Below are 23,433 nucleotides of genomic sequence, written 5' to 3' on the forward strand. Positions count from 1 at the left end.
TATTTATTTTGTATTGGTAATAAAAATAGTATTTTGTTGTTGAATAAATTCAATATTTAGAGCTATACATATATATTTAACTATATCTGACTTAGTTTCATCGGAGAAAGACATTGTTATCAACCTGTCTTTAACCTGGGGCGCTACTTCTATATGGATGGAATCCGAATATGTATTGAGAACCCTGGCGATGTCTTCCAGCCGTTGATCTTTAAAATGTATGCTGTTAAAGTATTTTGAGAATTGTTCTATATCCGATGTCTGCATCGTATATAAATTACCTGCTTGCAACATGGCTGTTTCTCCTGCTTTTACAAAAACAAATTTCCCGTTTTCCTTTTCAGTTACTTTTACTTCACCATGCTTAACTGATATTGAAAAAGGCTCTTTATCCTGTATATTGAAGGCTGTTCCCAAAACTTGTATTGTCGCTTTTTCTGTATTTATTACAAACGGTTTTTTACGGTCTTTACTAATGTCAAAATAGGCATCGCCTGATAATGTTACTTCTCTTTTGTCATCGGCAAAGCGGGTAGGGTACTCTAATGATGCCGACCCGGATAGATATATCATAGAGCCATCCTCTAGGGTAGATACCAAAGTAGAGGCATCTTTATCATTGTTCAAAGTCAGCATATCAATTGTATAACTTTCTTTTGACTGTCTGCCGATGAATGCAAATGCAAGGCAAATACTTATAACAGCTATCGCGGCTGCCCATTTTAAGGGTGTCATATGAAATATGCTTTGTTTTGGTTTATTGTCAGCATCAGACAACAAACCATCCTCCTCTAGCCGGCTGTATAGTTTATTCCACGCTTGATCTGTAATCCTATTATTGTTTTCTTTTAAAGTCATAATACTTGTTTATATTTTTCAATTTCGTGCCTTAGTTGACTGTATGTTTTAGACATCTCAGCTTCGACTGTTTTGATGGATACAGATAATAATTCTGCTATTTCTTTATATTTTTTCCCTTCCATTCGATGCATTTTGAATATCTTAAGGCGTCTTTCCGGTAGTTTTCGTAAGGTTTTGTTGACTACGTCTTCCAATTCTTTATACTCTATTTCTTCTTGAGGGGTAGAAGGTGTACTATCTTCCAATTCAGTCTTGTTGCTCAATACTGTTTCCCGATGGCGGCTTTCAACGTTTATGCGTTCGTGATATTGCAGGGATTCATTTCGCACAGCTTTGTATAAATAGCTTTTTAAGGAGCGGTATATTTGTATGCTCTCTCTTTCTTTCCATAGGATGTAGAATAATTCTTGTACTATTTCTTCTGAAACGTCCTTGCGACCGGTTATGCCGAGAGCGTACAAATAGAGAGAAGAATAATATTGCTTAAACAGACTTTCAAAAGCCTTGATATTCCCTTCTTTTATTTTTCTCAATATTATCAAATCATTCAACATAACCAATCAGGACTAAAAAAGATGATCACCCTACCTAATAAAAACCCTTTATATCTTTATTGTTGTTTCTTTAATTTGCTGACAGCCGCGTCCAATGATTCTGTCGGCTCTATAATGTTGTAATCTTCCCAGAAATTTGAATCGTAGAAACTCCTTACTTTGTCCGACAATACTTGATTTTTGTTGAATGAATCCTTGTGAGAAATACTGCTTACATTGTCTTCCCTTTTATCTGTTACAACCATTTCGGAAACAATAGTATATCCTGTAGAAAATAGTTTGCGTTTCCAATCACATTTAAAGCGAACCTCATTCCGGACATAATTTAAATAGCTTATTCCATCAATGGTTTTATATGTTACCAGATATGATACATCTTCGGGCTTGAAATGCATGCCAAAGGGTTTCTTTTTGAGGATTGCTTGTGTAGCTTTATTCCGGTCATCCATGCTCAGGCTGAATTCAGCTCTCGAAAAAGTCAAGGTTTCGTTGTCTATATATAGTTTCCCGTAGAATAATGCATAAGGGAGTACTACTTGTGGCTGAAAACTAACTACATAATGCAGATGCTCATCTATCATGACAGGGTTCTCCATCTTGAACTTGTAATAGTGAAGGGTTTCTTTATCCAGCAGGACATCTTTATTTTTAACAACATCCAGATAGGTAGACAGGGTAGGGCCACCCTCAAATTTTACAATCAGTGTATCGCCGGGTTTAGGGCTAAGAAGTTTACGTCCTTTGTATATCTGTACCCTGTCGCGATCGGTTCCTTCTGTGTACGGAGTTTTATATATATTGATTATTGCTTCTGAAATATTAATATAATTGCGTCTTTTTCTTACAGTTTCGCGGTAAAATCCCGTAAGCATATTTTTATTGTGACTGTTGTTCACTGCTATTTTTTCAATTGCTTTTTCTACTAGCTCCAACGGATCTGTCGGATGAACAATTACCTCTTTCAGGGTTCGGTCGTTCGGTGTCAGCAGTATGGTTATATTATTTAATGCATCTGACTTAACCGGAAATTGCTGGTTGAAATATCCGATATGAGATATTTCCAATGTCTTCACTTGAATGCTATCCTTTATTTTTATAGAAAATCCCCCGTCAGCATTTGTTACAGTGCCAATGCTTGTACCATGAACAGAAATGTTTACATATTCGAGCTTCTTGTTAGAGCGTTTGTCCTTTACAACTCCTGTGACAGTAATATAATCTTGCGCAGCTACAGATAGCGTAGCTAACATCAAAGATATAACAATGAGGAAGTGTGCTGTTTTAATATATTTTGTTTTCATGACTAATATATTTAGATTATTAATTAAAACCTTCTACTAATATGATTGTTCACGAAACAAAAACCCTATGGAAAAATAAACTTTTTATTTTTTTCTCGATTGTATACTTTGAACACCGATCAGGCTGTCGTAACGTTGTCCCGGAGGTCGATGATAAACAAATATCAAATATTCGTTTTCTGTTTCGTAATAATTCCCTTCTATTTTAGCTGTAGAATAATTATTACCCGATTTGGTAAGGTACAAATAATTGTATAATCCCTGTTTCAATAATAAAGACAAACGGTATTCCTTATTTTCTGCGTCATATATCATACGGTATTTATCTGTAAAATTATTATCTGTAAAATTTCCGTTAATAAAGATATCTTCCGCCATAGGAGTATCCATGGGTAAAGTAAAGGTGGTGTTGAAATAGTCGGCTTCCGTTTCGCTCTTATCGCTTTCATTGCTTCTAATTACAAACTTTCCGTTCTGATCCTGATCGTAACTGTAAGAATGTCCCGCGCGTATTTTATCAGGTACTATATACATAGAATAAGTAGGCCGGTTGTATTCTATATGTTCCACATTCAAACCGTTATATCTGTAACTCGATAGTTCAAACCTACGGTATTCGTTGCCGGCTTCAAATATGAGATTCCGGTTATGCTCGTATATCAATTTCCCCGGGCTTATATACGTTGGCTTTAAATCGGATCTTTCTGTGTCCAGCCGGTTGTTTTGCCAGGCAAATACTTTAAGGTCTCTGTGAGGATCCCGAATACTTACGTTTTGATGCAGTAGTGTAAAAGACAGTTGTTGATGCGCACGGTTTGTATCGATGTCAGTGTTGGAGGAAACGGTTGCGCCGATACTTAATTGCGAATCCAGTACGGAAAAACATGCTGTAAGTAAAATATTGTCAGGCCATCCGTCCTCATAAACTTCTACTGCGTAATTTCCTGACAGCCGAAGCTTTACATCCCGATTTGGTATTTCAATCTCGAAATGGGTATACTCGACCGTTGTGTTACGTGAAGCAGCATAGTCTTCTATCAAATTGTTATTAAAACCATCGATATAATCAGCTTCCGACAATTCCTGGCTAAGTTTCCAGAAAGCATCGCAATGAATAATTCTATATCTTAATCTATTGAAAGAGTCTTCCGATATCCGGTCGAAACTGATATTTATCCGGCTGTTTTCTTTTAACTTTATGACAGGCATTTGTCCCCAGTCCCCATCTTTGTTGACTTGTATAGTGTATATTTCGGGAGATATAGCTTGTGTATGGTATACCTGAGCAGAAGAAATCAGGCTGAAAATGCAGACTATTGGTAAGAGTAAATATTTCATAGTTTATTATCAATGTGATTGATACAAATGTACATGAAAATATTTACTGATACTAATCGGTACAAAATAAAAAAGGAAGCATATAGCTTCCTTTATATTTTATAATCCAGCAATCTTATGCAGGATGAATTGCTTCAGTCGGACATGCATCTGCACAAGTACCACAGTCAGTACAAGTATCAGGATCGATTTTATAGATATCTCCTTCTGAAATTGCACTCACCGGACACTCGTCGATACAAGTACCACAAGCAATACAGTCTTCACTAATTACGTAAGCCATGACTTTTGTTTTTTAATATTATTACTAACTTTGATTCGGCAAATATAATTAGTTTTTTTATTAGACCAAAATAGATATCATTAGATATTGCATATATTTATAGTGTTATATTTATAAAAAAAACGACTTTGCGTATTTAATTGGCTATTTTTTAGTTTGTTATGAACGGTGGGCGGTCGATGTTTTTATTTTGAATAATAATGGATGTGGAATGACGTTTTATAATAAAATGTATATTGTGAAATCAAATAAATCATATATTTTTTTACTTTTACTGTTTTTTTCGGTGACATTGCATTCGCAAGTGAGAAAGTCCGATAATCAACCTTTTGCAGACCAGAAATTGCATCATCTTGGGTTTATGATTGGTTTTCAGGCGCAGGATTTGATAATGTCGCATACTGGTTATGTTGGTTCGAATGGTGAAGCCTGGTTTGCAGAGATTCCGTCCTATTCGGTCGGTTTCAGTGTCGGTATCATAGGAGACAGGTATCTCAACGAATATATGAATTTGCGTCTAAGTCCGGCATTACATTTCGGAGAACGTAGATTTATATTTAAAGAACAAACTTCGGGAAAAGAAGTAGAGTCTGCTTTGAGAAGCAATTATCTGACAGTTCCATTGCACTTGAAATTTAGCGCTCCACGTATCAAAAACGCGAGACCCTACTTTCTGGCAGGAGGATATGGAGCCTTTAATTTAGCTCAAAAGAAGGATGATGTTTTGCGCTTTAAATCTATGGATTATGGTCTTGAGTTTGGAGTCGGTTGTAATATCTACCTCCCATTATTTAAACTTTGTCCGGAGCTAAGATTTTCGTTTGGCCTTGTTGACATTGTTGACAAAGATCGTTCAGACCTTACTGATAAAGATATGCAGAAATATACACAAGCCATATCGTCGGGCAAAACCAGGATGATTTCATTGATTTTCAATTTTGAGTAAAAATGAATGCCAAAGAGAAAAAAAATGCCCTGTTCATTGTTATACTCCTGCAATGAAAATAAAAATAAAGGAGGTTATGCGCTATTCCGGCCCAAGAATGTTTCGTCATAATCCGTTTTTAGCTATCGCCCACTTGGTTAGTGAATTAAATGGGTGGTCAGGAAAATAATATTTTGTGGAAAGAATAATAAAGACATCCTATTTCATGTAAAAAAAGTTAAATCTTTTGATTTTTTTAAAAGTAAAACCGACTTATTATAAGTGCGCTTACTATCTTTGCACTCAATTTATTAAAAAAATATTCAATGAATGGGAATTGTAGTAAGTCGACAGATCCGAATAATGATATAAGCTTCCTGATATGGAGAATCATGAAGTATTGGCAGAGAGGTAAACAAAGATTATTAGACGAGTTTGGGATTACCGGCTCTCAAATGGAACTTCTTGGCGCTATATGTTATATGTCGGAATATAAAATGGAGGCAACTCAGATTATTTTGTCTCAAGAGACAGAGATTGATCCGATGACTACTTCTACTATCTTGCGCAATTTACAAAAGAAAGGACTTGTCAGCAGACGTGAGAGCACAACCGATACAAGAGCTCGAATAGTGGAAGTGACAGATGAAGGTGTCGCTCTTTTTTTTAGGGCGAAAACTAAGATAGAAGAAAGCCAGGAGGAATTATTTAAAAATATTGATAAACAAGGTTTGGTAACACATCTCCGGTTATTGTTGAGAGAGATGGATCGCTTAAATAAATCGAACAGTTAAAATAAATATTAGGTTATGGATTTAAAGAAGATTGTTTTTGGAGCAGTAGCTCTTATGGTTATAACACTGTCTTGCAGTAAACCTGCGGATAAAAAGGAAGAGGCTCCGCAAGAATTGGGGACGACTGTCTTAAGTGAGCAGAATGTGCAGTTGGAAACCGTTTATCCTGCAACTATCAAGGGGCAAGAAGATATTGAAATCAGACCACGTGTAGATGGATTTATCGATGCTATTTACGTGGATGAAGGTTCTGTAGTAAGAAAAGGCCAAAGCTTATTTAAAATTAACTCTCCACAATCGGATCAAGCTTATACAACTGCTTTAGCGGCAGTAAGCAGTGCCGATGCTCAGGTGAAAACAGCTCAACTGAACGTTGATCGTATCGCACCTTTGGCAAAGGAGGGTATTGTTAGTGTGACTCAATTAAAGACCTATGAAAATGCTCTTGAGTCGGCAAAAGCTACATTAAAGCAGGCTAATGCTCAACTAAAAAACGCTACAGACATGAAGAGCTGGACAAATGTAACCAGTCCCGTTGATGGAGTCATGGGTTCTATTCCATACCGTCAGGGCAGTTTAGTAAACTCATCTAATGCATTAACAACAGTATCGAGTACAAAAAATGTTTTTGTTTATTTCTCTATCAACGAAAAAGAACTGGTTTCGTTGCTGGATGGACTTGAAGGTAAAACCCAGGTGGAGAAAATAAACAATCTGCCGGAAGTAACACTGAAAATGGCTGATGGAACTATTTATCCGGAAAAAGGTAAGATTAAAACGATTACCGGACAAGTAAATGTAACTACCGGTACAGTAAATCTTAGAGCCGATTTTCCTAACCCGGACGGTATTCTGAGAAGCGGATTCAGTGGAAACGTTATTATTCCCAGACATATCGATAATGCAATTGTAATACCTCAAGATGCAACTAAGATGCAGCAAAATAAATATCTGGCATTTAAAGTTCAGGGAGATACAATGGCTGTACAAACACTGGTCTCCGTGATACCTACGCCTGATGGTAAGAGCTATGTGATCACAAGCGGATTGAAAGCCGGAGACCGTATCGTATCGGAAGGTTTGATTACGATGGCTGATGGTAAAAAAATCAAAGTGAAGAAATAAATTATTGCATACAAACAATAAACATAAAAAACAATGTTAAAAACATTTATAGAAAGACCTGTACTTTCTACTGTTATTTCTGTCATTATTGTAGTGTTAGGGATTATTGGTCTGGCTACCTTGCCTATAGAACAATATCCCGATATTGCACCTCCGACAGTACAGGTTCAGGCAAATTACCCCGGAGCAAATGCCGAGGTGGTAATGAACAGCGTGGTTATTCCCCTCGAAGAGCAGATCAATGGTGTGGAAGGGATGACATATATGACATCGTCAGCAAGTAACGGACAAGCTACAATCAGGGTGTTTTTTAAGCAAGGTATCAATCCGGATATTGCAGCAGTAAACGTACAAAATCTGGCGGCGCGCGCTACACCATTACTCCCTCAAGAGGTTACTCAGTTAGGTGTGATCGTATCAAAACAGCAGAATAGTACATTGCTGGGGTTAACCATCAGTACAGATAACCCCGACTACGACGGGGAATTTCTTCAAAACTATGCAAATATTAATATCTTACCTCAGATAAAGCGTGTATTTGGGGTTGGTAATGCAAATGTGTTTGGGGCAAGAGACTATTCGATGCGTATTTGGCTGAAACCGGATGTGATGTCTGCCTATAAAATTTCGATTAAGGAAGTTTCGGCTGCCCTGGCCGATCAGAATATTGAAGCAGCCCCTGGTGAATTGGGTCAAAACAGTGACCAGTCGTTTCAGTATACGATGAGATATACGGGGAAACTTAAATCAGAGGAGGACTTCGGTAATATTATATTGCGTTCTCAGGATGGTCAAATACTAAGATTAAAAGACGTTGCTAAAGTTGAACTAGGTTCGTTGTACTATGGCGTTGTATCTCAGACCGATAGAAATGAATCGGTATTTATAATGATCAATCAGACCGCCGGATCGAATGCTCAGGAAGTAATCAAAAATGTTAAGGGCGTACTAAATGATGCGGAAAAATCATTGCCGTCAGGAGTTAAGTTCAACTATATGATGGATTCCAGCGAGTTTTTGGATGCATCCATTGAAAAAGTTATCCATACTCTTCTTGAGGCTTTCGTACTTGTATTTATTGTCGTATTCGTATTCTTACAGGATTTTAGATCTACTCTTATTCCTGCTATAGCTGTGCCGGTTGCTATTATAGGTACCTTTTTCTTCTTGCAGGTATTTGGATTTTCCATCAATCTGTTGACATTGTTCGCGTTGGTACTCGCTATCGGTATTGTGGTCGATGATGCTATAGTCGTCGTCGAGGCCGTCCATGCTCAGTTAGATGCAGGAGAGAAAGATCCCAAAGTGGCTACAATGACAGCTATGAAGGAAATCGCTCCGGCCATTGTATCTATTACGTTGGTCATGTCGGCTGTGTTTATTCCGGTCAGCTTTATTGGTGGTACTACAGGGATATTCTTTAAACAGTTTGGTCTGACGCTTGCTATCGCGATTCTTATTTCGGCAGTCAATGCGTTGACACTGAGTCCTGCTCTTTGCGCGTTATTCCTGAAACCTCACGATGAGGAACACAAGAAAAAAGGGCTTATTCAACGTTTTTACTACTATTTCAATATGATGTTTAATAGTGCTACTCGTAAATATAAAAATAGCCTGCAATTTTTAGGAAGAAGAGGACATCGTTGGATTACCGTAGCTATAATACTTGTTTCATCAGTCGTCCTATTTGGGCTAATGAAAATGATACCTACAGGTTTTGTTCCTAATGAGGATAGTGGTGGCGTTATTGGATTTGTAACATTGCCTCCCGGATCATCATTAGAAAGAACAGATTCTATCGTAAGTCAGCTCGTTGAGGAAGCGCAAAAAATAGATGGAGTTAAGAGTGTGACAAATATCACCGGAGTAAACTTTATGGCCGGTATGAATAGTTCTTACGGTACAGTCATTGTAAAAATGAAGACATGGAATGATCGTAAACTATCCACAAATGAAGTGTCTGCTATATTGAAAGAAAAAACGAGTCATATAAAAGACGCGACATTTTTCTTTGTTGCTACTCCTACACTTCAGGGATTTGGTTTAGGCGCCGGTGTTGATATGCAATTACAAGACCGTACCGGAGGCGATATCCTTAAATTTAATGATGTCGCTCAAAATTTAATACAAAAACTAAGAGATAGAAGTGACGACGTAATGATGGTTATGTCTAACTTTAATCCGTCTTTCCCACAAAAAGAAATATCGGCGGATCTGGCTAAAATAAAAGCGGCAGGACTTACACTTAACGATGTAATGGGATCATTACAGGCTTATGTTGGTAGTTCGTATGCATCGACCTTTAATCTGTATGGTAAACAGTTCAGGGTGGTAATGCAGGCTTCTCCGGAATACAGGCGAAAACTGGAAGACTTAAATGGCTTATATGTGAAGACCGCGTCGGGAGAGATGGCTCCTGTTACAGAGTTTATTCACGTAAAAGATATAGATGCACCTCCTACATTAAGCCGTTTCAATATGTATTCTTCTATAGATGTTACAATTGTGCCTAATTTTTATGCCGGAAAAAGTACAGGGGATGTGTTACAATTGGTACAGGAAATGTCTCAGGATAAAACAATCTTTCCTGACGGTTATAGCTATGAATATGGCGGTATGACACGCGAGGAAGCCAATAGTGGTAGTCAAACAATATTGATATTCGGTATATGTTTGATCTTTGTATATTTATTGCTTTGCGCGTTATATGAAAGTTATATTATTCCTCTGGCTGTTATTTTCTCTCTGCCTGTTGGATTGGCAGGGGTGTTTATCTTCCTGATGATATTTGGTCTGTCGCGGGGTATTGTAAATAATATCTATGTGCAAATATCAATGATCATGTTGATAGGTTTGCTGGCGAAAAATGCCATCTTGATTGTAGAATATGCGTTGCAGCGTCGTCAACAAGGTATGAGTATTATCGAGGCTGCCGTGAATGGCGCAGTCGCACGCCTTCGCCCGATTTTGATGACATCTTTTGCGTTTATCGCCGGGCTATTTCCTTTGTTTATTGCTACAGGAGCAGGTGCGATTGGTAACAGGTCTATTGGTATTAGTGCGATTGGAGGTATGTTTGTAGGTACTATGATTGGAATATTGGTTATTCCGTCTTTGTATATTATATTCCAAGCTATTCAGGATAAATTCAGTAAATCGGGAATGATAAACTCTAATGATGAGTTAATTAATAAAAAATGAGGATCATGATAAGAAAATATACAAAAGGTGCTATTCTATTGGGAGTGATACTTTCAACGGGATTCACCTCCTGCGGGGTTTTTAATACGAATAAATATAAATCTCCTGAGGTAGATACTCAATATTTATTCAGAGGAGAAGATCCTACGGATACAACATCTATTGCGAATATTCCATGGCGTGAATATTTTACCGACCCGGCTCTTCAAGCTTTAATAGATGAGGGGTTAAACAATAATTATGATCTGCGGATAGCTGTTACACGAATACAGCAGGCAGAGGCTAGCCTATATGTCGCTAAGTCGGCATACTTTCCAACAGTAGCATTAGCCGGGCAGATAGATCATACCAGAACGAGCGTGTCTAATGGAAAAGAACGTATACTTGGTTACGATGCCGGCACTAAGTATAGCTTAGGCGTGGTTGTGCAATGGGAAGCCGATATATGGGGTAAACTAAATAGTAAATCGAAGGCTCAATATGCACAATATGTTGGTACCCACGCCTATCGTAATTTGGTGCAGACTTCTTTGATCGCTAATATAGCTACTTCCTATTATTCTCTCTTGGCTCTTGATGAACAACTGAAGGTGACCAAAGAAACTATTGGATTATTGGAGGAAAGTACAAAAACAATGGATGCTATGATGCAGGCCGGAATGACGGGTATGAACCGGGCTGCGGTAAAGCAAAGTGAAGGTTTACTTTACAGTACTAAGGTGAGTGTGCCTAATTTGGAAATGCAGATAAATCAATTGGAGAATTCCTTATCTTTAATGTTAGGACGTAAACCGGGTACTATTGCAAGAACATCTATAAGCAATCAAGTTATACCTTCACAGTTAGCGTTTGGTGTTCCGGCGCAAATGTTGGCCAAACGTCCTGATGTATTGCAAGCTGAGATGGCATTCCGATCTGCATTTGAAATGAAAAATGCCGCGCAAAGGTCTTTGTATCCTTCAATAACATTAACCTCTGGAATGGTAGGCTTTGCTACTGTCAACACGGTATCTCAGTTTTTCAAGCCTGAAAATTTATTAGCTAACATAATTGGAGGTCTTACGCAACCATTATTTGCCGGCAATCAGTTAAGAGGGCAATTGAAAGTTGCTAAAGCTCAACAACAAGAGGCTTTACTGACATTCGAAAAAACAGTATTGTCCGCAAGCCAGGAGGTATCTAATATTTTATATACTTTCGATACTTCTCTCCGAAAGAATGAGGATAGAACGAAACAAGTAGAGTCTCTGGATACAGCGGTTAACGATACAAAAAAATTATTGATAAGTGGTGAGGCAAATTATACAGAGGTATTGCAAGCCGAACAAGGTTTATTACAGGCTCAATTAGGACAAGTAAGTGATAAACTGGAACAACTCCAAGCTACAGTAAATCTTTATAGAGCTTTGGGCGGTGGTGTAGAATAAGAACTGATAATACACAAAAGAGTAGGGGGCTATCCATTTTGGATAGCTTCCTGTTTTTTTATTTATCTCTGAACTCTAATATGTCTCCCGGTTGGCAGTTCAGCTCTTTACATATAGCCTCCAATGTACTAAATCGTATAGCTTTAGCCTTTCCTGTTTTCAAAATAGATAAATTGGCAGGAGTTATATCTATTTTTTCTGATAATTCATTTAATGATATTTTCCGTTTAGCCATCATCACATCCAGATTTACTATTATTGCCATAATCTTTATTATTTTAATGGAAGATAGTCTTTAACGTTTGTATTTAACAAAAATATCACTTTAGCATATGCCGGAACAATAGTAGAACAAGTATCTATGACATATTCTTTCACTTGATCTCTTAATTCACAGGTGGTTTCTGTTATTTTATCAAAGTTACATACCGATACAATCGCATAATATATAATAGCTACACAGGCTATTTTTATTGTTGGAATCATGAGTTCTTATTATATGGTTAAATCCTGTTCTTCTTTTATTTTTAAGGACATTTTGAGTATTTCCGCCAGAATCAGAATTACCAGTCCCAATACCAACATCATGTAATCCGGTTGTCCCATTACAATTTGGTAATTCTCGATTTCCATTATACTTCGTAGTATCATAGCCTCATTTACAGTATAAAATATTTCTATAATGGAAAATAATAATAATAGCCATCCCAATACTCTGGCTCGGAGAATAAGACTCGATGTTATAATCCTGTTCTTCGTTATAGAGTATATGATGCTGAAAAATAGTATAGGAGAAAATAACAAGCTAAAAGCCAGAATTGTAATAAAAACTATACAGACAAGCTTTATTATCTTTAGCCCCGAGGGGATAGCGTTATATGAAGAATTAGTTTTTATAAGATACCTGTTTGCTTCAGCCGAAATATATTGGCTATCCTTTTCGTTTTTTAGTTGTTCGTGGAAAGTGTATTTTCCTTCTTTAGGTTTGAGATTCAGATAATAAACTTCATAACTAAAATCCTTGTCAGCTCCTTTTTTAAAGCCTTCCATGAAATCAGCACTGCCTTGATAGGCGCTATTCGCAATGATAACCATATACACGATGGTCAAGAGTATACAGTAAATTTTTATTTTCAGATTCATAGTAAAAAGCATATAAAATTATTCTTTCACAAAGCAATAAATATTTTCTGAATTACGCAAATATTTTATCGAAAAACAATAATATTTATAATTAGTGTTAATAAAAAAGGCAGGAATAATATTATTCCTGCCTTTTCTACTAATTATTCAGATAATCAATATACATGACCGTCGTCTTTCAGATCTTTGACGTCTAAACGCTTTTTTTCTAATGCATACCATGCATAGATAATATATCCTAATACAAATGGCACCAACAAAGAAACTATACTCATCACAGTCAAAGTAAACTCGCTGGATGAAGAATTTTCTATTGTCAATGAACTTTGTAAATCTGTTGAAGGATAATATGCAGTATTGTTATATCCTGTTATGAGTAACAACATACATACAGTAAGCACTGTGCCTACGCCCGTAAACCAAATACCGCAGCTATATTCTTTGCTTAACAGAGTTTTTCCAATACCGAATAATACGAGCAAAACTCCTGCAAGAAATACAATGCCTACAATAGGCATTTCTATTAGATTAATAAAATACTTATATTGAACTAATTCTACAACCTTCGTCGCAGGGTCTACAGCATAACCTTTGTCGAGGAACGTCCAGATAACAAATGCCAAAAATACTACTACAAATGGAATAGCATTGTATAGTAGGAATTTACGTGAACGTGCAACCAACGTTTCATCCTTTAGGCGATTAACAAAGAATAAGCAGGCTAATGTGCGGGCAAGGAAGAATACAGTAAGTCCCAGCAACCAGCATCGAGGCTCAGCTAAAGCCTCCAATCCATGCCATTCCGATCCCCAACCGCTTATTGTCGGATTAAGAACATCTGTCAGATTCTCTTTATTTACATAAAAGTCTGAACCGGTAAAGAAGGTAGCAAGGGCAGCGCCAACGAGGAATGTTCCTAATAGTCCATTGATAAACAAAAACCATCTGTATGTGTTACGTCCGTATACATTACCCGGTTTTGATTGAAATTCGTAAGAGACAGCTTGTATTACAAAGCACAAAAGAATAGCCATCCATACCCAGTATGCTCCACCAAAACTGGTAGAATAGAATAACGGGAATGATGCGAAAAAAGCTCCTCCAAACGTAACAAGGGTAGTAAATGTATATTCCCACTTGCGTCCTAATGCATTAACAAGTATCATGCGCTCCTTTTCGTCTTTGGCCAATGAAAATAGCATCGACTGACCTCCCTGCACAAACAGAAGGAATGCAAATATCCCCCCGATAAGGCATATAAGGAACCACCAGTAATGTTGTAAAAATGAATAATCCATAGTTATATCGTTTTTTAGACTTCTTGAGTTTAAATCTTGAAATCTTGAAATTATTAAATCTTGAAACTTAAATTAATGAGATTCTTCCGGACCTTTTTTGATTTGATTCAACATGATTTTTATTTCTGCTATAAGAAGAGCAGTAAATAAAGCAAAGAACAGGGAGAATGAAATAATTACAGACTTAGCCGAGATAGCGGAGACCGCAGCCTGGAGAGGCAGTATATCCTGAATAGCCCAAGGCTGGCGTCCAAATTCGGCTACCATCCATCCGGCCTGACCTGCGATATACGGCAGCGGAATAGTCAAAATACACGCCCAAAGAATCCACTTTTTGTTTTCAATATCTATTTTACGATAAATAAGGAAGCAAAGAACAGCAAATAATAAAATGAAATAACCACCTAAATAGATCATAAGGTGAAAACTCCAATACGTAAGAGGAATATTCGGAATCAATTGCTCAGGTGTATCTAAATATCCATAACCAAAATAGGCATAGTTAGTCATCAATACATCCTTCTGTTGAAGAGCGGCTGTTTCATCACCTGCTTTTTTTGCTTTTCTATAATTATTCAAGGCTTGTTGAGCGATTTCGCCCTTAGCCTTTTTCTCGGCAAAAGACAACGCTATATTTCCATCCGGCTCTTTGTATCCACCGTTTATGATATCTTTAATGCCGGGAACGTAAGCATCCAATTCACCGAAACTTAACCATGACAACCCTTTTGGTATACTAAAATTAATAAGATAAGGATCTACATCGTCAGTGTAAGACTCCTTCGCCGGATTAGGAATGGCAAAAGCGATAAGATCTACTCCTTCTTTACCTTCGTACAAGCCTTCCATCACGGCCAGTTTCATAGGTTGTTTTTCCGCTATTTGCTGTGCCGAACCATGACCTGTATACAGCGTTAGCAAAGAAGCCACCAAACCAAAAACAGCAGCGATCTTCATACTTTGTTTAGCTAATTCCAGATTTCTCTTTTTTAGCATATACCATCCTGATATACCGGCAACAAATACTGAGCCTAGTATCCATGACGAAATCACTGTGTGTAAAAATTTATTTATGGCTACAGGAGATAGTGCCACAGCCCAGAAGTCGACCATTTCGTTACGAGATGTATCAGGATTAAATTCCATTCCTACAGGGTATTGCATCCAGGCATTGGCAACCAGTATCCATAATGCGGAGATTGTAGCGCCTGTAATAGTCAGCCATGTAGCTGCCAAGTGAGCTTTTTTACTTACACGTTTCCATCCGAAGAACATGATAGAAATAAATGTGGCTTCCATAAAGAAAGCGACAATTGCTTCGATAGCCAAAGGCGCTCCGAAGATGTCGCCAACAAACAAGCTGTAATTAGACCAGTTGGTTCCGAATTGGAATTCGAGAATAAGTCCGGTAGCAATTCCGATAGCAAAATTGATACCGAAGAGTACCATCCAGAATTTAGCGGTTTTTTTCCACTGTTCGTTACCTGTACGTACATACATTGTCTCCATGATTGCCATAATAATCCCTAACCCCAAAGTGAGAGGGACAAACAACCAGTGATACATTGCCGTCATTGCAAACTGGGCTCTTGACCAGTCTATTAACGATGCATTTAGTAGTTCCATAAATAATAATTTTAATTAATAAATATATGAGGTCTATATTAGTTTGCTAAGAATCGATCTCCTTACTAAGAGCCTGTTTAAATTTCTAACGAATATTTTCTTATATAGATTAAGAAACTGGTTCTTCATTCATTTTTAGCCTCTTTTTGCCTGATTTATCCTTTTACTCAGTTCATATAGCCCGCTATTATCACTTCGTAAAAGAATAAATCAGTCTGAAAACAATTCTAAAAATTTGAATGATATAAATTTAAACAGACTCTAATTCATTTCTAAGCATTGCGAAGAAATTAAATTTTGGCATCCATTCTTCCATATTGTGTGTTGTTTATATTATAAGCTTAATTCTTTGTACTCTAATCCAAAGGTTTGTGCAACGGCTTTATATACGATATCACCGTTCACAATATTTAGTCCTTTGCGAAGATCATTGCGTTCTTTGCATGCTTCTTTCCAACCCTTATTGGCTATATTCAAAGCATAAGGCAGGGTTGCGTTTGTCAGAGCCAAGGTAGATGTCATTGGCACTGCGCCAGGAATATTAGCCACGCAGTAATGTACTACATCATCTATCACAAATACGGGATCGAGATGCGTTGTTGGTTTTGAAGTTTCAAAACATCCTCCTTGGTCGATAGCTACGTCTACCATTACAGTACCGGCCTGCATATCTTTTAGCATGGTTTTCGAAATTACCTGAGGGGCTTTGTCTCCGGCTATCAATACAGCACCCACAATAAGGTCTGCGTCTTTACATAATTCTTTTACGGTATAAGTGTCCGAATATCTTGTTGTTATATTTGCAGGCATAATGTCGCTCAAATAACGTAACCTGGCCAGGCTTTTATCCAGAATAGTCACTCTGGCTCCCATTCCGGCCGCTATTTTGGCAGATTGCGCTCCAACTATACCGCCACCGATCACTATTACATGGGCCGGTTTAACACCAGGGACTCCACCTAATAAGACACCTTTGCCCAGATGAGGTTTTTCAAGAAAGCGTGCACCTTCTTGTATTGCCATACGTCCGGCTACTTCACTCATTGGTACCAATAGAGGCAAAGACCGGTCTGGCAATTCTACTGTTTCGTAAGCTATACAAATCGCCTTGCTTTTTATCATGGCTTCTGTAAGCTCCAGGCTGGATGCAAAATGAAAGTACGTAAATATTATCTGATTTTCGCGTATAAGGTTGTATTCCTGCTGTATTGGCTCTTTTACTTTTACGATCATGTCGGCGATAGCATATGTATCTTCTATAGTCGGCAATATTTTAGCCCCGGCATTCGTGTAGTCCGTATCGGCAAATCCGCTGCCTACACCGGCTGTCGTCTGCACATACACATTATGTCCGTTAGCTACTAATTCAAGTACGCCTGCAGGTGTTACAGCCACCCGGTTTTCAAAAGCTTTGAGTTCTTTAGGGATTCCAATTTTCATAATATTTCTTTAATTTAATATGTTAAAACAATTAAGTTTTTCTGCGCATTACGCTTCCCCGATAGGTCCGTCGCCTATAGGAGGGAAGAATCCGGATGAATTGTCGGCACTAATTGGCCCGTTTTGCGATTCAAATCTGTTAATGTTTTCATTTAGGGCATATAACAGACGTTTCGCGTGTTCGGGCGTTAATATTATCCGGGACTGAACTTTTGCTTTTGGCAGTCCGGGTAATATACGTACGAAATCGATGACGAATTCTGATGAAGAATGAGCTATGATAGCTAGATTGGAGTATATTCCTTGAGCAACGTCTTCCGGTAGTTCTATTTGTATTTGATTATTCGGTTCGTTGTTGTTTTCCATACCTGTTTTTTTGTTTTCTGATTTCCTTAACCTTTATCCACAAAGGAAAATAAATATAACTAGATAACAAAATATAATATCTATATTTTATAACACAAATCTATATTTTTTTATAATTGTTGCGATATTTTTAATTTCTTGTCAACCTTTTCTACTAAAGCATTTTCCACTATCATTACTCGTTGTTTTTTCTTCTTTTTGCGTAAGACTATAATTTGCGCAATGGTACCAACTGCCCCCAGACTGATCATTACATATTGCATCGTCGGATTGTTTTTGAACACGATAAATGTAGTGAGGCATATCAGACACCACATGATACCAATAGATATGGCGATTCCTTTAAGGCTAAATCCTTCATTTACACGGTGAATGTATTTTCCTGTTAGTTTGTTGTCTAACAATTTTTGATGGAGACGGGGTGAGCCTTTGGCAAATAAGACACCTGTAAGTAAAATAAATGGAGTTGTAGGCAGGCCAGGTGTAACTATACCTATCAATCCTAAGGTTAAAGTAATAAACCCCAAGGCTATATATAAATATTTAATCATTTTTCTATTATTGCGTTATAACAAAGAAATAAAAAAAATGCGAGACAACGTACTAATACCGGAAGAATCTTCTTTTACAATCTAAAATGCTTTGTTTATCCTGCTCAATAGATAATAATCCAGTATTGTCATTGCAGCCATTGCTTCTACTATTGGCACTGCACGGGGCAATACACAGGCATCGTGGCGTCCACGGGCTTTTAGGTCTGTTTGTTCACCATGGTCGGTGACGGTATCTTGGCGCATTAAGATTGTCGCAACAGGCTTAAATGCCACACGAAAATAAATATCTTGTCCGTTGGAGATGCCACCTTGTATTCCTCCCGAGTGATTTGTGCGGGTTTTAGTAGTTCCATTATCATTATAGAATACATCGTTCACCTCAGAGCCTCTATGGTTGACATCAAAGCCGTCTCCGTATTCGAATCCTTTTACTGCGTTTATACCTAACATGGCATTGCCTAAGGCTGCGTGTAATTTACCGAAAACCGGTTCTCCCAGTCCTACCGGAGTATTTTTAATTACACATGCGATAACCCCGCCTATTGTGTCCCCTTTAGATTTGACCTCTTCGATAAGGCTTATCATCTCAGCAGATTTTTCAAGATCGGGGCAACGTACGGGTGTAGATTCAATCAATGATAAATCGTATTCTGTATAATCATTTTCTAATTTGATATGCCCGACTTGCGAAGTATATGCTGTTATCTCTATGCCTAATTGTTTAAGGGCTAGTTTAGCTATTGCCCCGCCAACGCACCGGGCTATTGTTTCGCGTGCAGACGACCGGCCTCCTCCTCTATGATCTCGTATGCCATATTTTTGAGAGTATGTATAATCAGCGTGAGATGGACGATAAACGTTCTTTAGATTATCGTAATCCGAAGAATGCTGATTGTTGTTGCGGATGATAAATCCGATTGGCGTTCCGGTGGTTTCTCCTTCATATATCCCCGATAGGAACTCTACTTCGTCGGCTTCTTTGCGGGGGGTCGTTATTTTAGATTGTCCCGGCTTTCTTCTATTTAATTCACTTTGTATAAAGTCTATATCTATTGTTATTCCGGCAGGACAACCATCTATGATACCACCTATAGCAGCCCCGTGAGATTCTCCGTATGAGGTTAGCCTGAAAATATTTCCAAATGTATTCATCGGTTATTTTTTGATCTTAATGAAATACAAAATTATACGAAAATATTAAGAGCCTGTTTAAATTTTACCAAAACATTTTATTATAGCTCTTTATTCGTTCATTTTCGGACTAAGTTAAGCTTATTAATGAAATTTAAAATTTAATTTAAAGATTATATTATTAAATTTGTAGCTCGGCATAAATAATAAGTAATAATTACTTTTCTTAAAAGAGATAAGTGTAATGAATGTAAATAAGTTCTTTCTTGGTCTTATTATGTTATTATTTGTATTTGGTTCTGCGAATGCCCAGAATAGGGGCAGTACGAACCTGAAAAAAGATAGTCTGTTAAATAATATAACAGATTTAAATAAACGGCTTAAAGACGCGTCTTCCAAAAATATTTCAGAGGGCTTTTCTGCACCGCTAAAGATAGATACAGTGTATGCTAATCAATTGAATGATGAGAGTTTCCTGCCTCAAAGAAATAAATATGGATTGCTTGTTTTAGAACCTAATTGGATACCGTTTGCAGAAAATGTAACTTTCAGGGATACGGTTATTCTGGATCCTGTATTTCTTCCTGTAATATTTGATGGCAAAATATTGCCGGATAATTTGGACTTTCTATCTGAGAAATCAGATTCGACAGAAGAGTTTCGTTTGATACCAAGAGAAAGTACATTCGCTCTGGAATTAGATAGAATGCAGCATATACGGGATATGAGGAAATATTATATAACAAATAATCCTCAGCGGATTCGGATAAGCACTTCTAATTTTGTGGATTCCGAAAAGTTAAAAGAGACTGCTGTGGTAGAAAAAAAGAATGTATTTAAAGAACTGCTTACTACAGATGATGCTATTTCTATTTCTAAGCCGGAGGTGGAAAAAATACAGATAAAGCCTGTGTATTGGCTGAAGAATGGAGAGCATTCGTTGCAAATAAATCAGAATGATATATCGGACAATTGGCACAAAGGAGGTAATAGTAATTTCAGTGTGATAAATTATCATAAGTTATATCAAAAGTATAAGAAAAATAAAATAATATTCGAAAACACTTTTGAGTGGAAATTGAATGTGCAGCGTACTCCTGCCGATGAGTTTCATAAATTAAGTATCATTGATGATTACGTGCGTAATAGCAGTACATTTAGCCTGACGGCTTTCAAAAAATGGTCATATAATGTAAATCTCAAAATTGAGACGCCTTTATTTCATGGTTATCCTGTAAATAGTGAATCCAGAGTAAGAGCTTTATTCTCTCCGTTAAAGGTGAATTCTGGTATAGGTATGAAATACAGTCTTGAAAAAATCTCTAAAAAAGACAAATATAAGCGCTTTGATCTATCATTAGAGCTTTCACCTATTTCTATAAATTATACATTGGTTGCAGACTCGCTTGTAGATGAAACTAGATATGGTGTGGAGAAAGGAAAGAAAGCGTTGCTTGATTTTGGTTCTACTGTAAATGCTAATATATCATATGGCTTTAATCGATTTAGTAAATTTACCAGTCGTATAATGTATTTTACCAATTATGAAAAAGCTATTTTCGAGGCGGAGAATAAATTTACAATGAATTTGAATCGATTTTTATCTGCATCCGTTTATTTTTATTTGCGATATGATGATGGCGTATCCCCTGATAAGAAAGGAAAATGGGGATATTTCCAATATAACGAGACTGTAGGATTTGGACTTAGTTATTCGTGGTAGTCGGTTAAGTGTCTATTTAGCAGCAGATAGGGGTTTGCCGGTGAAAATATTTGTATAATAAGTTTATTTTTATTTGGAGCGTTGGGGTAAATTGCATACTTTTGCACTCACAATATCGCGGGGTGGAGCAGTGGTAGCTCGCCAGGCTCATAACCTGGAGGTCATCGGTTCGAATCCGGTCTCCGCAACTAAACTGAAAGGATTGCTATTTTGCAATTCTTTTTTGTTTATATATTTTTTGTAATCTTCTGATATTCCACCAAATACAGACAATACATTATTGATAACAGGAGTTCGATAAATCCCATCTTCCTTGTCGTAATTTATACCCTTTGGAAAGATCAAATCTTGTATTTTCTGACGTATTTGAAATGTACCATTACACCACCAAGCATTTAGTTTAGAGCATGTTGATAGTACATCTTCTGTAAATTTATCAAGGTTCGATAAATTTTCTTTTGCTTTTTCTAATCCCAATTCAATAGATGCTCTTTTATCTTTCAAAGCTTGTATTGTAGCGTCAGATACTTCTGTATTGATTTCTCCTAAACCACACTTTACATTAATGTCGTTAATTTTATTATTACATTCAGTCAATTGCTTTGAAAGCTCTTTATGTAATTGTTCTTGACCTTCGTTCCTTTCTTTAAATGCTTTTGCCAACATCGGTTTTAATATTGGTATTAGATCAGAAGGGATAGTGTAATATGATAAATGATCAATATATTGTTGGTGCATAGTTTCAGCACCAACATTACATTTACATCCTTTAGTATTACATTTATAATAATAGTAAATCTTACCTGTTTTTTTCTTCTTTGGATAGCCCGTCATTAGTCCGTTACATTTGGAACAATATACATGGCGTTTTAATGGACATTCTGGTGTTTCATCTGTATGAGTATAATCTACATCCCTATTAAGTCCATTTACTTTATTGAATATATCTTCACTAATTAAAACTTCTTGATTTCCATATATTATTTCTCTATCAAGATATGCGTGTTTAATCTTTCCACAATAAAACGGATTGTGAAAAATCTCGCTTAATTTTTGAGGAGATATTTTTAATCCTTTCGCCTTTAACCTTTTTACAATTTCTGTGTTTGGTAGCTCTTCTTGAACTTTCCACATAAAAGCTTCTTTTATTATTTCCCCTACTGCATTTACTTCAATTATGTGTTTACCTTCTTTTTTAGATTTAGTAAAGCCCATAGGTGGTTTTGAATACCAATCACCTCTTTCAATACACTCTTTCATTCCTGCCTCACATTTACCTTTTCTAAGGTTATTTTCAAACTGATTGAATAGAAATAGTATATTCTCCATAAATTCCCCTGCTGCTGAATCTGGATCGGTTGGTTGTGTAACAGAAACAACATATATACCTTTCGATTTTAAATATCGCTTCGTCAATATACCTTCATCCCCTGCCCGTGAAAAACGATCGAAACTATATACCAATATAATATTCACGTCTCTACTTTTTGCAACTTCGGTAATCATCTGGCGATATAGTTTACCTTCAGTCTTTGCACTCTCATTAGTTCCACCATAATATTTTACAATCTTAATATTATGCTTCTGGGCATATGCTTCGCATTCCTTCTTTTGGACATCTAAACTGTAATTATTTTCAGCTTGTTCTTTCGTGCTAACACGTGTCCATACTACTGCTATCTTTTCTTTTAAGTTCCCATATTCAACTATACTTTTTTTCTTTTTACTCATAACTCGTATTATTTATCTTATTATTATTGTAGTATTCGTAAGCGATAATGCTAACTGAATACATAAAGTCAAGTATTTCTTTTCTTTGTTCTTGACTTACTTCTATTTTAAATTTATTAAATTCTTTGTCATATTCTAATAATTCTTTATCTGTGAACATTACTTAGAAATTTTGCAATGGTAGATGTACTACCTTATTGTTTGCTTATATTCGCTATAAGCTGGCGTTATGATTTATCATGGATCAATGTCTCAAAGTACGTTTTTGCACGATCTACACTCAAGGATAAATCATTTATATATTATTTCAATTTACTTACATCATTTTCTTCTCTTATTTTTAATTCTATTTCAGCAAATTGATATAGATATTCTCTAATCATTTTTACTTCTTCATCTGTATATCTTCTTTTTCCTTTATTTAAAATCTTCTTACATTCTTCAATGCTCATTATATTTATTTTTCAGGTTCGCTAGTTAAAACCATGTACTTTAGTACAAGGCTTTAGCTTCTATAAATGTTTAAAATTCTTACATAAGTACAACGTTAATGGAAAATCGCAGCAGTACACATAATGTCAATAGGTTGCAAGTACATTTGGTTTGGATAAC

Annotated in this window: 23 protein-coding genes and 1 tRNA gene; 8 read left to right on the plus strand and 16 right to left on the minus strand. The window is 36.7% G+C overall.

Annotated features, from left to right (window positions below; genetic code table 11):
- Nucleotides 1–3 precede the first annotated feature (3 nt).
- From ACYPZI_RS08790 to ACYPZI_RS08810, 5 genes are all read right to left on the minus strand, one after another.
- Nucleotides 4–858 (minus strand): FecR family protein, encoded by an 855-nt coding sequence (locus ACYPZI_RS08790; RefSeq protein WP_459600684.1) that lies wholly within the window; start codon nucleotides 856–858, stop codon nucleotides 4–6.
- Nucleotides 855–1,415, minus strand: coding sequence for an RNA polymerase sigma-70 factor (locus ACYPZI_RS08795; RefSeq protein ID WP_459600686.1), 561 nt, complete (start codon nucleotides 1,413–1,415; stop codon nucleotides 855–857). The genes ACYPZI_RS08790 and ACYPZI_RS08795 overlap by 4 nt, the downstream gene beginning before the upstream one ends.
- Nucleotides 1,416–1,471: 56 nt before the next feature.
- Nucleotides 1,472–2,716 carry a carboxypeptidase-like regulatory domain-containing protein gene (locus ACYPZI_RS08800; RefSeq protein WP_459600688.1) on the minus strand — a complete coding sequence of 415 codons (1,245 nt, stop codon included), beginning with the start codon at nucleotides 2,714–2,716 and terminating at the stop codon, nucleotides 1,472–1,474.
- 84 nt (nucleotides 2,717–2,800) lie between these two features.
- Nucleotides 2,801–4,054 (minus strand): type IX secretion system plug protein, encoded by a 1,254-nt coding sequence (locus ACYPZI_RS08805; RefSeq protein WP_459600690.1) that lies wholly within the window; start codon nucleotides 4,052–4,054, stop codon nucleotides 2,801–2,803.
- A 115-nt stretch (nucleotides 4,055–4,169) separates the two neighbouring features.
- Complete coding sequence (locus ACYPZI_RS08810) at nucleotides 4,170–4,337, minus strand: DUF362 domain-containing protein (RefSeq protein WP_459600692.1); 168 nt, start codon at nucleotides 4,335–4,337, stop codon at nucleotides 4,170–4,172.
- 238 nt (nucleotides 4,338–4,575) lie between these two features.
- Here ACYPZI_RS08810 and porT point away from each other — a divergent pair, with 238 nt between their 5' ends.
- The 6 genes from porT (at nucleotide 4,576) to ACYPZI_RS08840 (ending at nucleotide 11,809) form a co-directional block, all read left to right on the plus strand.
- Nucleotides 4,576–5,283 carry a type IX secretion/gliding motility protein PorT/SprT gene (gene porT, locus ACYPZI_RS08815; protein ID WP_459600694.1) on the plus strand — a complete coding sequence of 236 codons (708 nt, stop codon included), beginning with the start codon at nucleotides 4,576–4,578 and terminating at the stop codon, nucleotides 5,281–5,283.
- Nucleotides 5,276–5,452 carry a nitrous oxide-stimulated promoter family protein gene (locus ACYPZI_RS08820; RefSeq protein WP_459600696.1) on the plus strand — a complete coding sequence of 59 codons (177 nt, stop codon included), beginning with the start codon at nucleotides 5,276–5,278 and terminating at the stop codon, nucleotides 5,450–5,452. Before porT ends, ACYPZI_RS08820 begins: the two co-directional genes overlap by 8 nt.
- Before the next feature lie 136 nt (nucleotides 5,453–5,588).
- Nucleotides 5,589–6,056 carry a MarR family winged helix-turn-helix transcriptional regulator gene (locus tag ACYPZI_RS08825; RefSeq protein WP_459600698.1) on the plus strand — a complete coding sequence of 156 codons (468 nt, stop codon included), beginning with the start codon at nucleotides 5,589–5,591 and terminating at the stop codon, nucleotides 6,054–6,056.
- A gap of 15 nt (nucleotides 6,057–6,071) precedes the next feature.
- Entirely contained in the window at nucleotides 6,072–7,181 is a 1,110-nt protein-coding gene (locus ACYPZI_RS08830) for an efflux RND transporter periplasmic adaptor subunit (RefSeq protein ID WP_459600700.1), read from the plus strand.
- Nucleotides 7,182–7,214: 33 nt separating this feature from the next.
- Nucleotides 7,215–10,382, plus strand: a complete 3,168-nt coding sequence (locus ACYPZI_RS08835) for an efflux RND transporter permease subunit (protein WP_459600702.1) — start codon at nucleotides 7,215–7,217, stop codon at nucleotides 10,380–10,382.
- A gap of 5 nt (nucleotides 10,383–10,387) precedes the next feature.
- Nucleotides 10,388–11,809: an efflux transporter outer membrane subunit gene (locus ACYPZI_RS08840; protein ID WP_459600704.1), complete on the plus strand. Its 1,422-nt coding sequence runs from the start codon at nucleotides 10,388–10,390 to the stop codon at nucleotides 11,807–11,809.
- Nucleotides 11,810–11,867: 58 nt separating this feature from the next.
- On the opposite strand, the gene ACYPZI_RS08845 is transcribed toward ACYPZI_RS08840, so the two are convergent.
- The 9 genes from ACYPZI_RS08845 to aroC all read right to left on the minus strand — a co-directional run bounded on the left by ACYPZI_RS08845 (nucleotide 11,868) and on the right by aroC (nucleotide 19,388).
- The gene (locus ACYPZI_RS08845; protein WP_459600706.1) at nucleotides 11,868–12,074 is read right to left on the minus strand and encodes a helix-turn-helix domain-containing protein; all 207 of its coding nucleotides are present in this window, start codon (nucleotides 12,072–12,074) and stop codon (nucleotides 11,868–11,870) included.
- Nucleotides 12,075–12,082: 8 nt separating this feature from the next.
- Entirely contained in the window at nucleotides 12,083–12,295 is a 213-nt protein-coding gene (locus tag ACYPZI_RS08850; RefSeq protein WP_459600708.1) for a hypothetical protein, read from the minus strand.
- Nucleotides 12,296–12,304: 9 nt separating this feature from the next.
- On the minus strand, nucleotides 12,305–12,952 hold the full coding sequence (locus ACYPZI_RS08855) for a DUF2975 domain-containing protein (protein ID WP_459600710.1): 648 nt from the start codon (nucleotides 12,950–12,952) through the stop codon (nucleotides 12,305–12,307).
- Nucleotides 12,953–13,107: 155 nt separating this feature from the next.
- Complete coding sequence (cydB, locus tag ACYPZI_RS08860; RefSeq protein ID WP_459600712.1) at nucleotides 13,108–14,250, minus strand: cytochrome d ubiquinol oxidase subunit II; 1,143 nt, start codon at nucleotides 14,248–14,250, stop codon at nucleotides 13,108–13,110.
- Between the two features lie 72 nt (nucleotides 14,251–14,322).
- Nucleotides 14,323–15,876 (minus strand): cytochrome ubiquinol oxidase subunit I, encoded by a 1,554-nt coding sequence (locus ACYPZI_RS08865; RefSeq protein ID WP_459600714.1) that lies wholly within the window; start codon nucleotides 15,874–15,876, stop codon nucleotides 14,323–14,325.
- 333 nt (nucleotides 15,877–16,209) lie between these two features.
- The gene (ald, locus tag ACYPZI_RS08870) at nucleotides 16,210–17,316 is read right to left on the minus strand and encodes an alanine dehydrogenase (RefSeq protein ID WP_459600716.1); all 1,107 of its coding nucleotides are present in this window, start codon (nucleotides 17,314–17,316) and stop codon (nucleotides 16,210–16,212) included.
- Between the two features lie 48 nt (nucleotides 17,317–17,364).
- Complete coding sequence (locus ACYPZI_RS08875; protein WP_459600718.1) at nucleotides 17,365–17,682, minus strand: DUF3467 domain-containing protein; 318 nt, start codon at nucleotides 17,680–17,682, stop codon at nucleotides 17,365–17,367.
- A 110-nt stretch (nucleotides 17,683–17,792) separates the two neighbouring features.
- A complete protein-coding gene (locus ACYPZI_RS08880; protein WP_459600720.1) occupies nucleotides 17,793–18,233 on the minus strand; it encodes a YbaN family protein in 441 nt (146 codons plus the stop codon).
- An 81-nt stretch (nucleotides 18,234–18,314) separates the two neighbouring features.
- Nucleotides 18,315–19,388, minus strand: a complete 1,074-nt coding sequence (gene aroC / locus ACYPZI_RS08885) for a chorismate synthase (protein ID WP_459600722.1) — start codon at nucleotides 19,386–19,388, stop codon at nucleotides 18,315–18,317.
- 223 nt (nucleotides 19,389–19,611) lie between these two features.
- Between aroC and ACYPZI_RS08890 the strand changes: the two genes are divergently transcribed.
- Both ACYPZI_RS08890 and ACYPZI_RS08895 read left to right on the plus strand, forming a co-directional pair.
- On the plus strand, nucleotides 19,612–21,090 hold the full coding sequence (locus ACYPZI_RS08890; protein ID WP_459600724.1) for a DUF3078 domain-containing protein: 1,479 nt from the start codon (nucleotides 19,612–19,614) through the stop codon (nucleotides 21,088–21,090).
- Between the two features lie 116 nt (nucleotides 21,091–21,206).
- Nucleotides 21,207–21,278: transfer RNA gene (locus tag ACYPZI_RS08895), tRNA-Met, on the plus strand.
- Here the strand turns inward: ACYPZI_RS08895 and ACYPZI_RS08900 are convergent.
- A complete protein-coding gene (locus ACYPZI_RS08900) occupies nucleotides 21,238–22,821 on the minus strand; it encodes a recombinase family protein (RefSeq protein ID WP_459600728.1) in 1,584 nt (527 codons plus the stop codon). The genes ACYPZI_RS08895 and ACYPZI_RS08900 overlap by 41 nt on opposite strands.
- Before the next feature lie 302 nt (nucleotides 22,822–23,123).
- Nucleotides 23,124–23,273: a hypothetical protein gene (locus ACYPZI_RS08905; protein ID WP_459600726.1), complete on the minus strand. Its 150-nt coding sequence runs from the start codon at nucleotides 23,271–23,273 to the stop codon at nucleotides 23,124–23,126.
- Between the last annotated feature and the right edge of the window lie 160 nt (nucleotides 23,274–23,433).

This window comes from Dysgonomonas reticulitermitis (genome assembly GCF_054601275.1).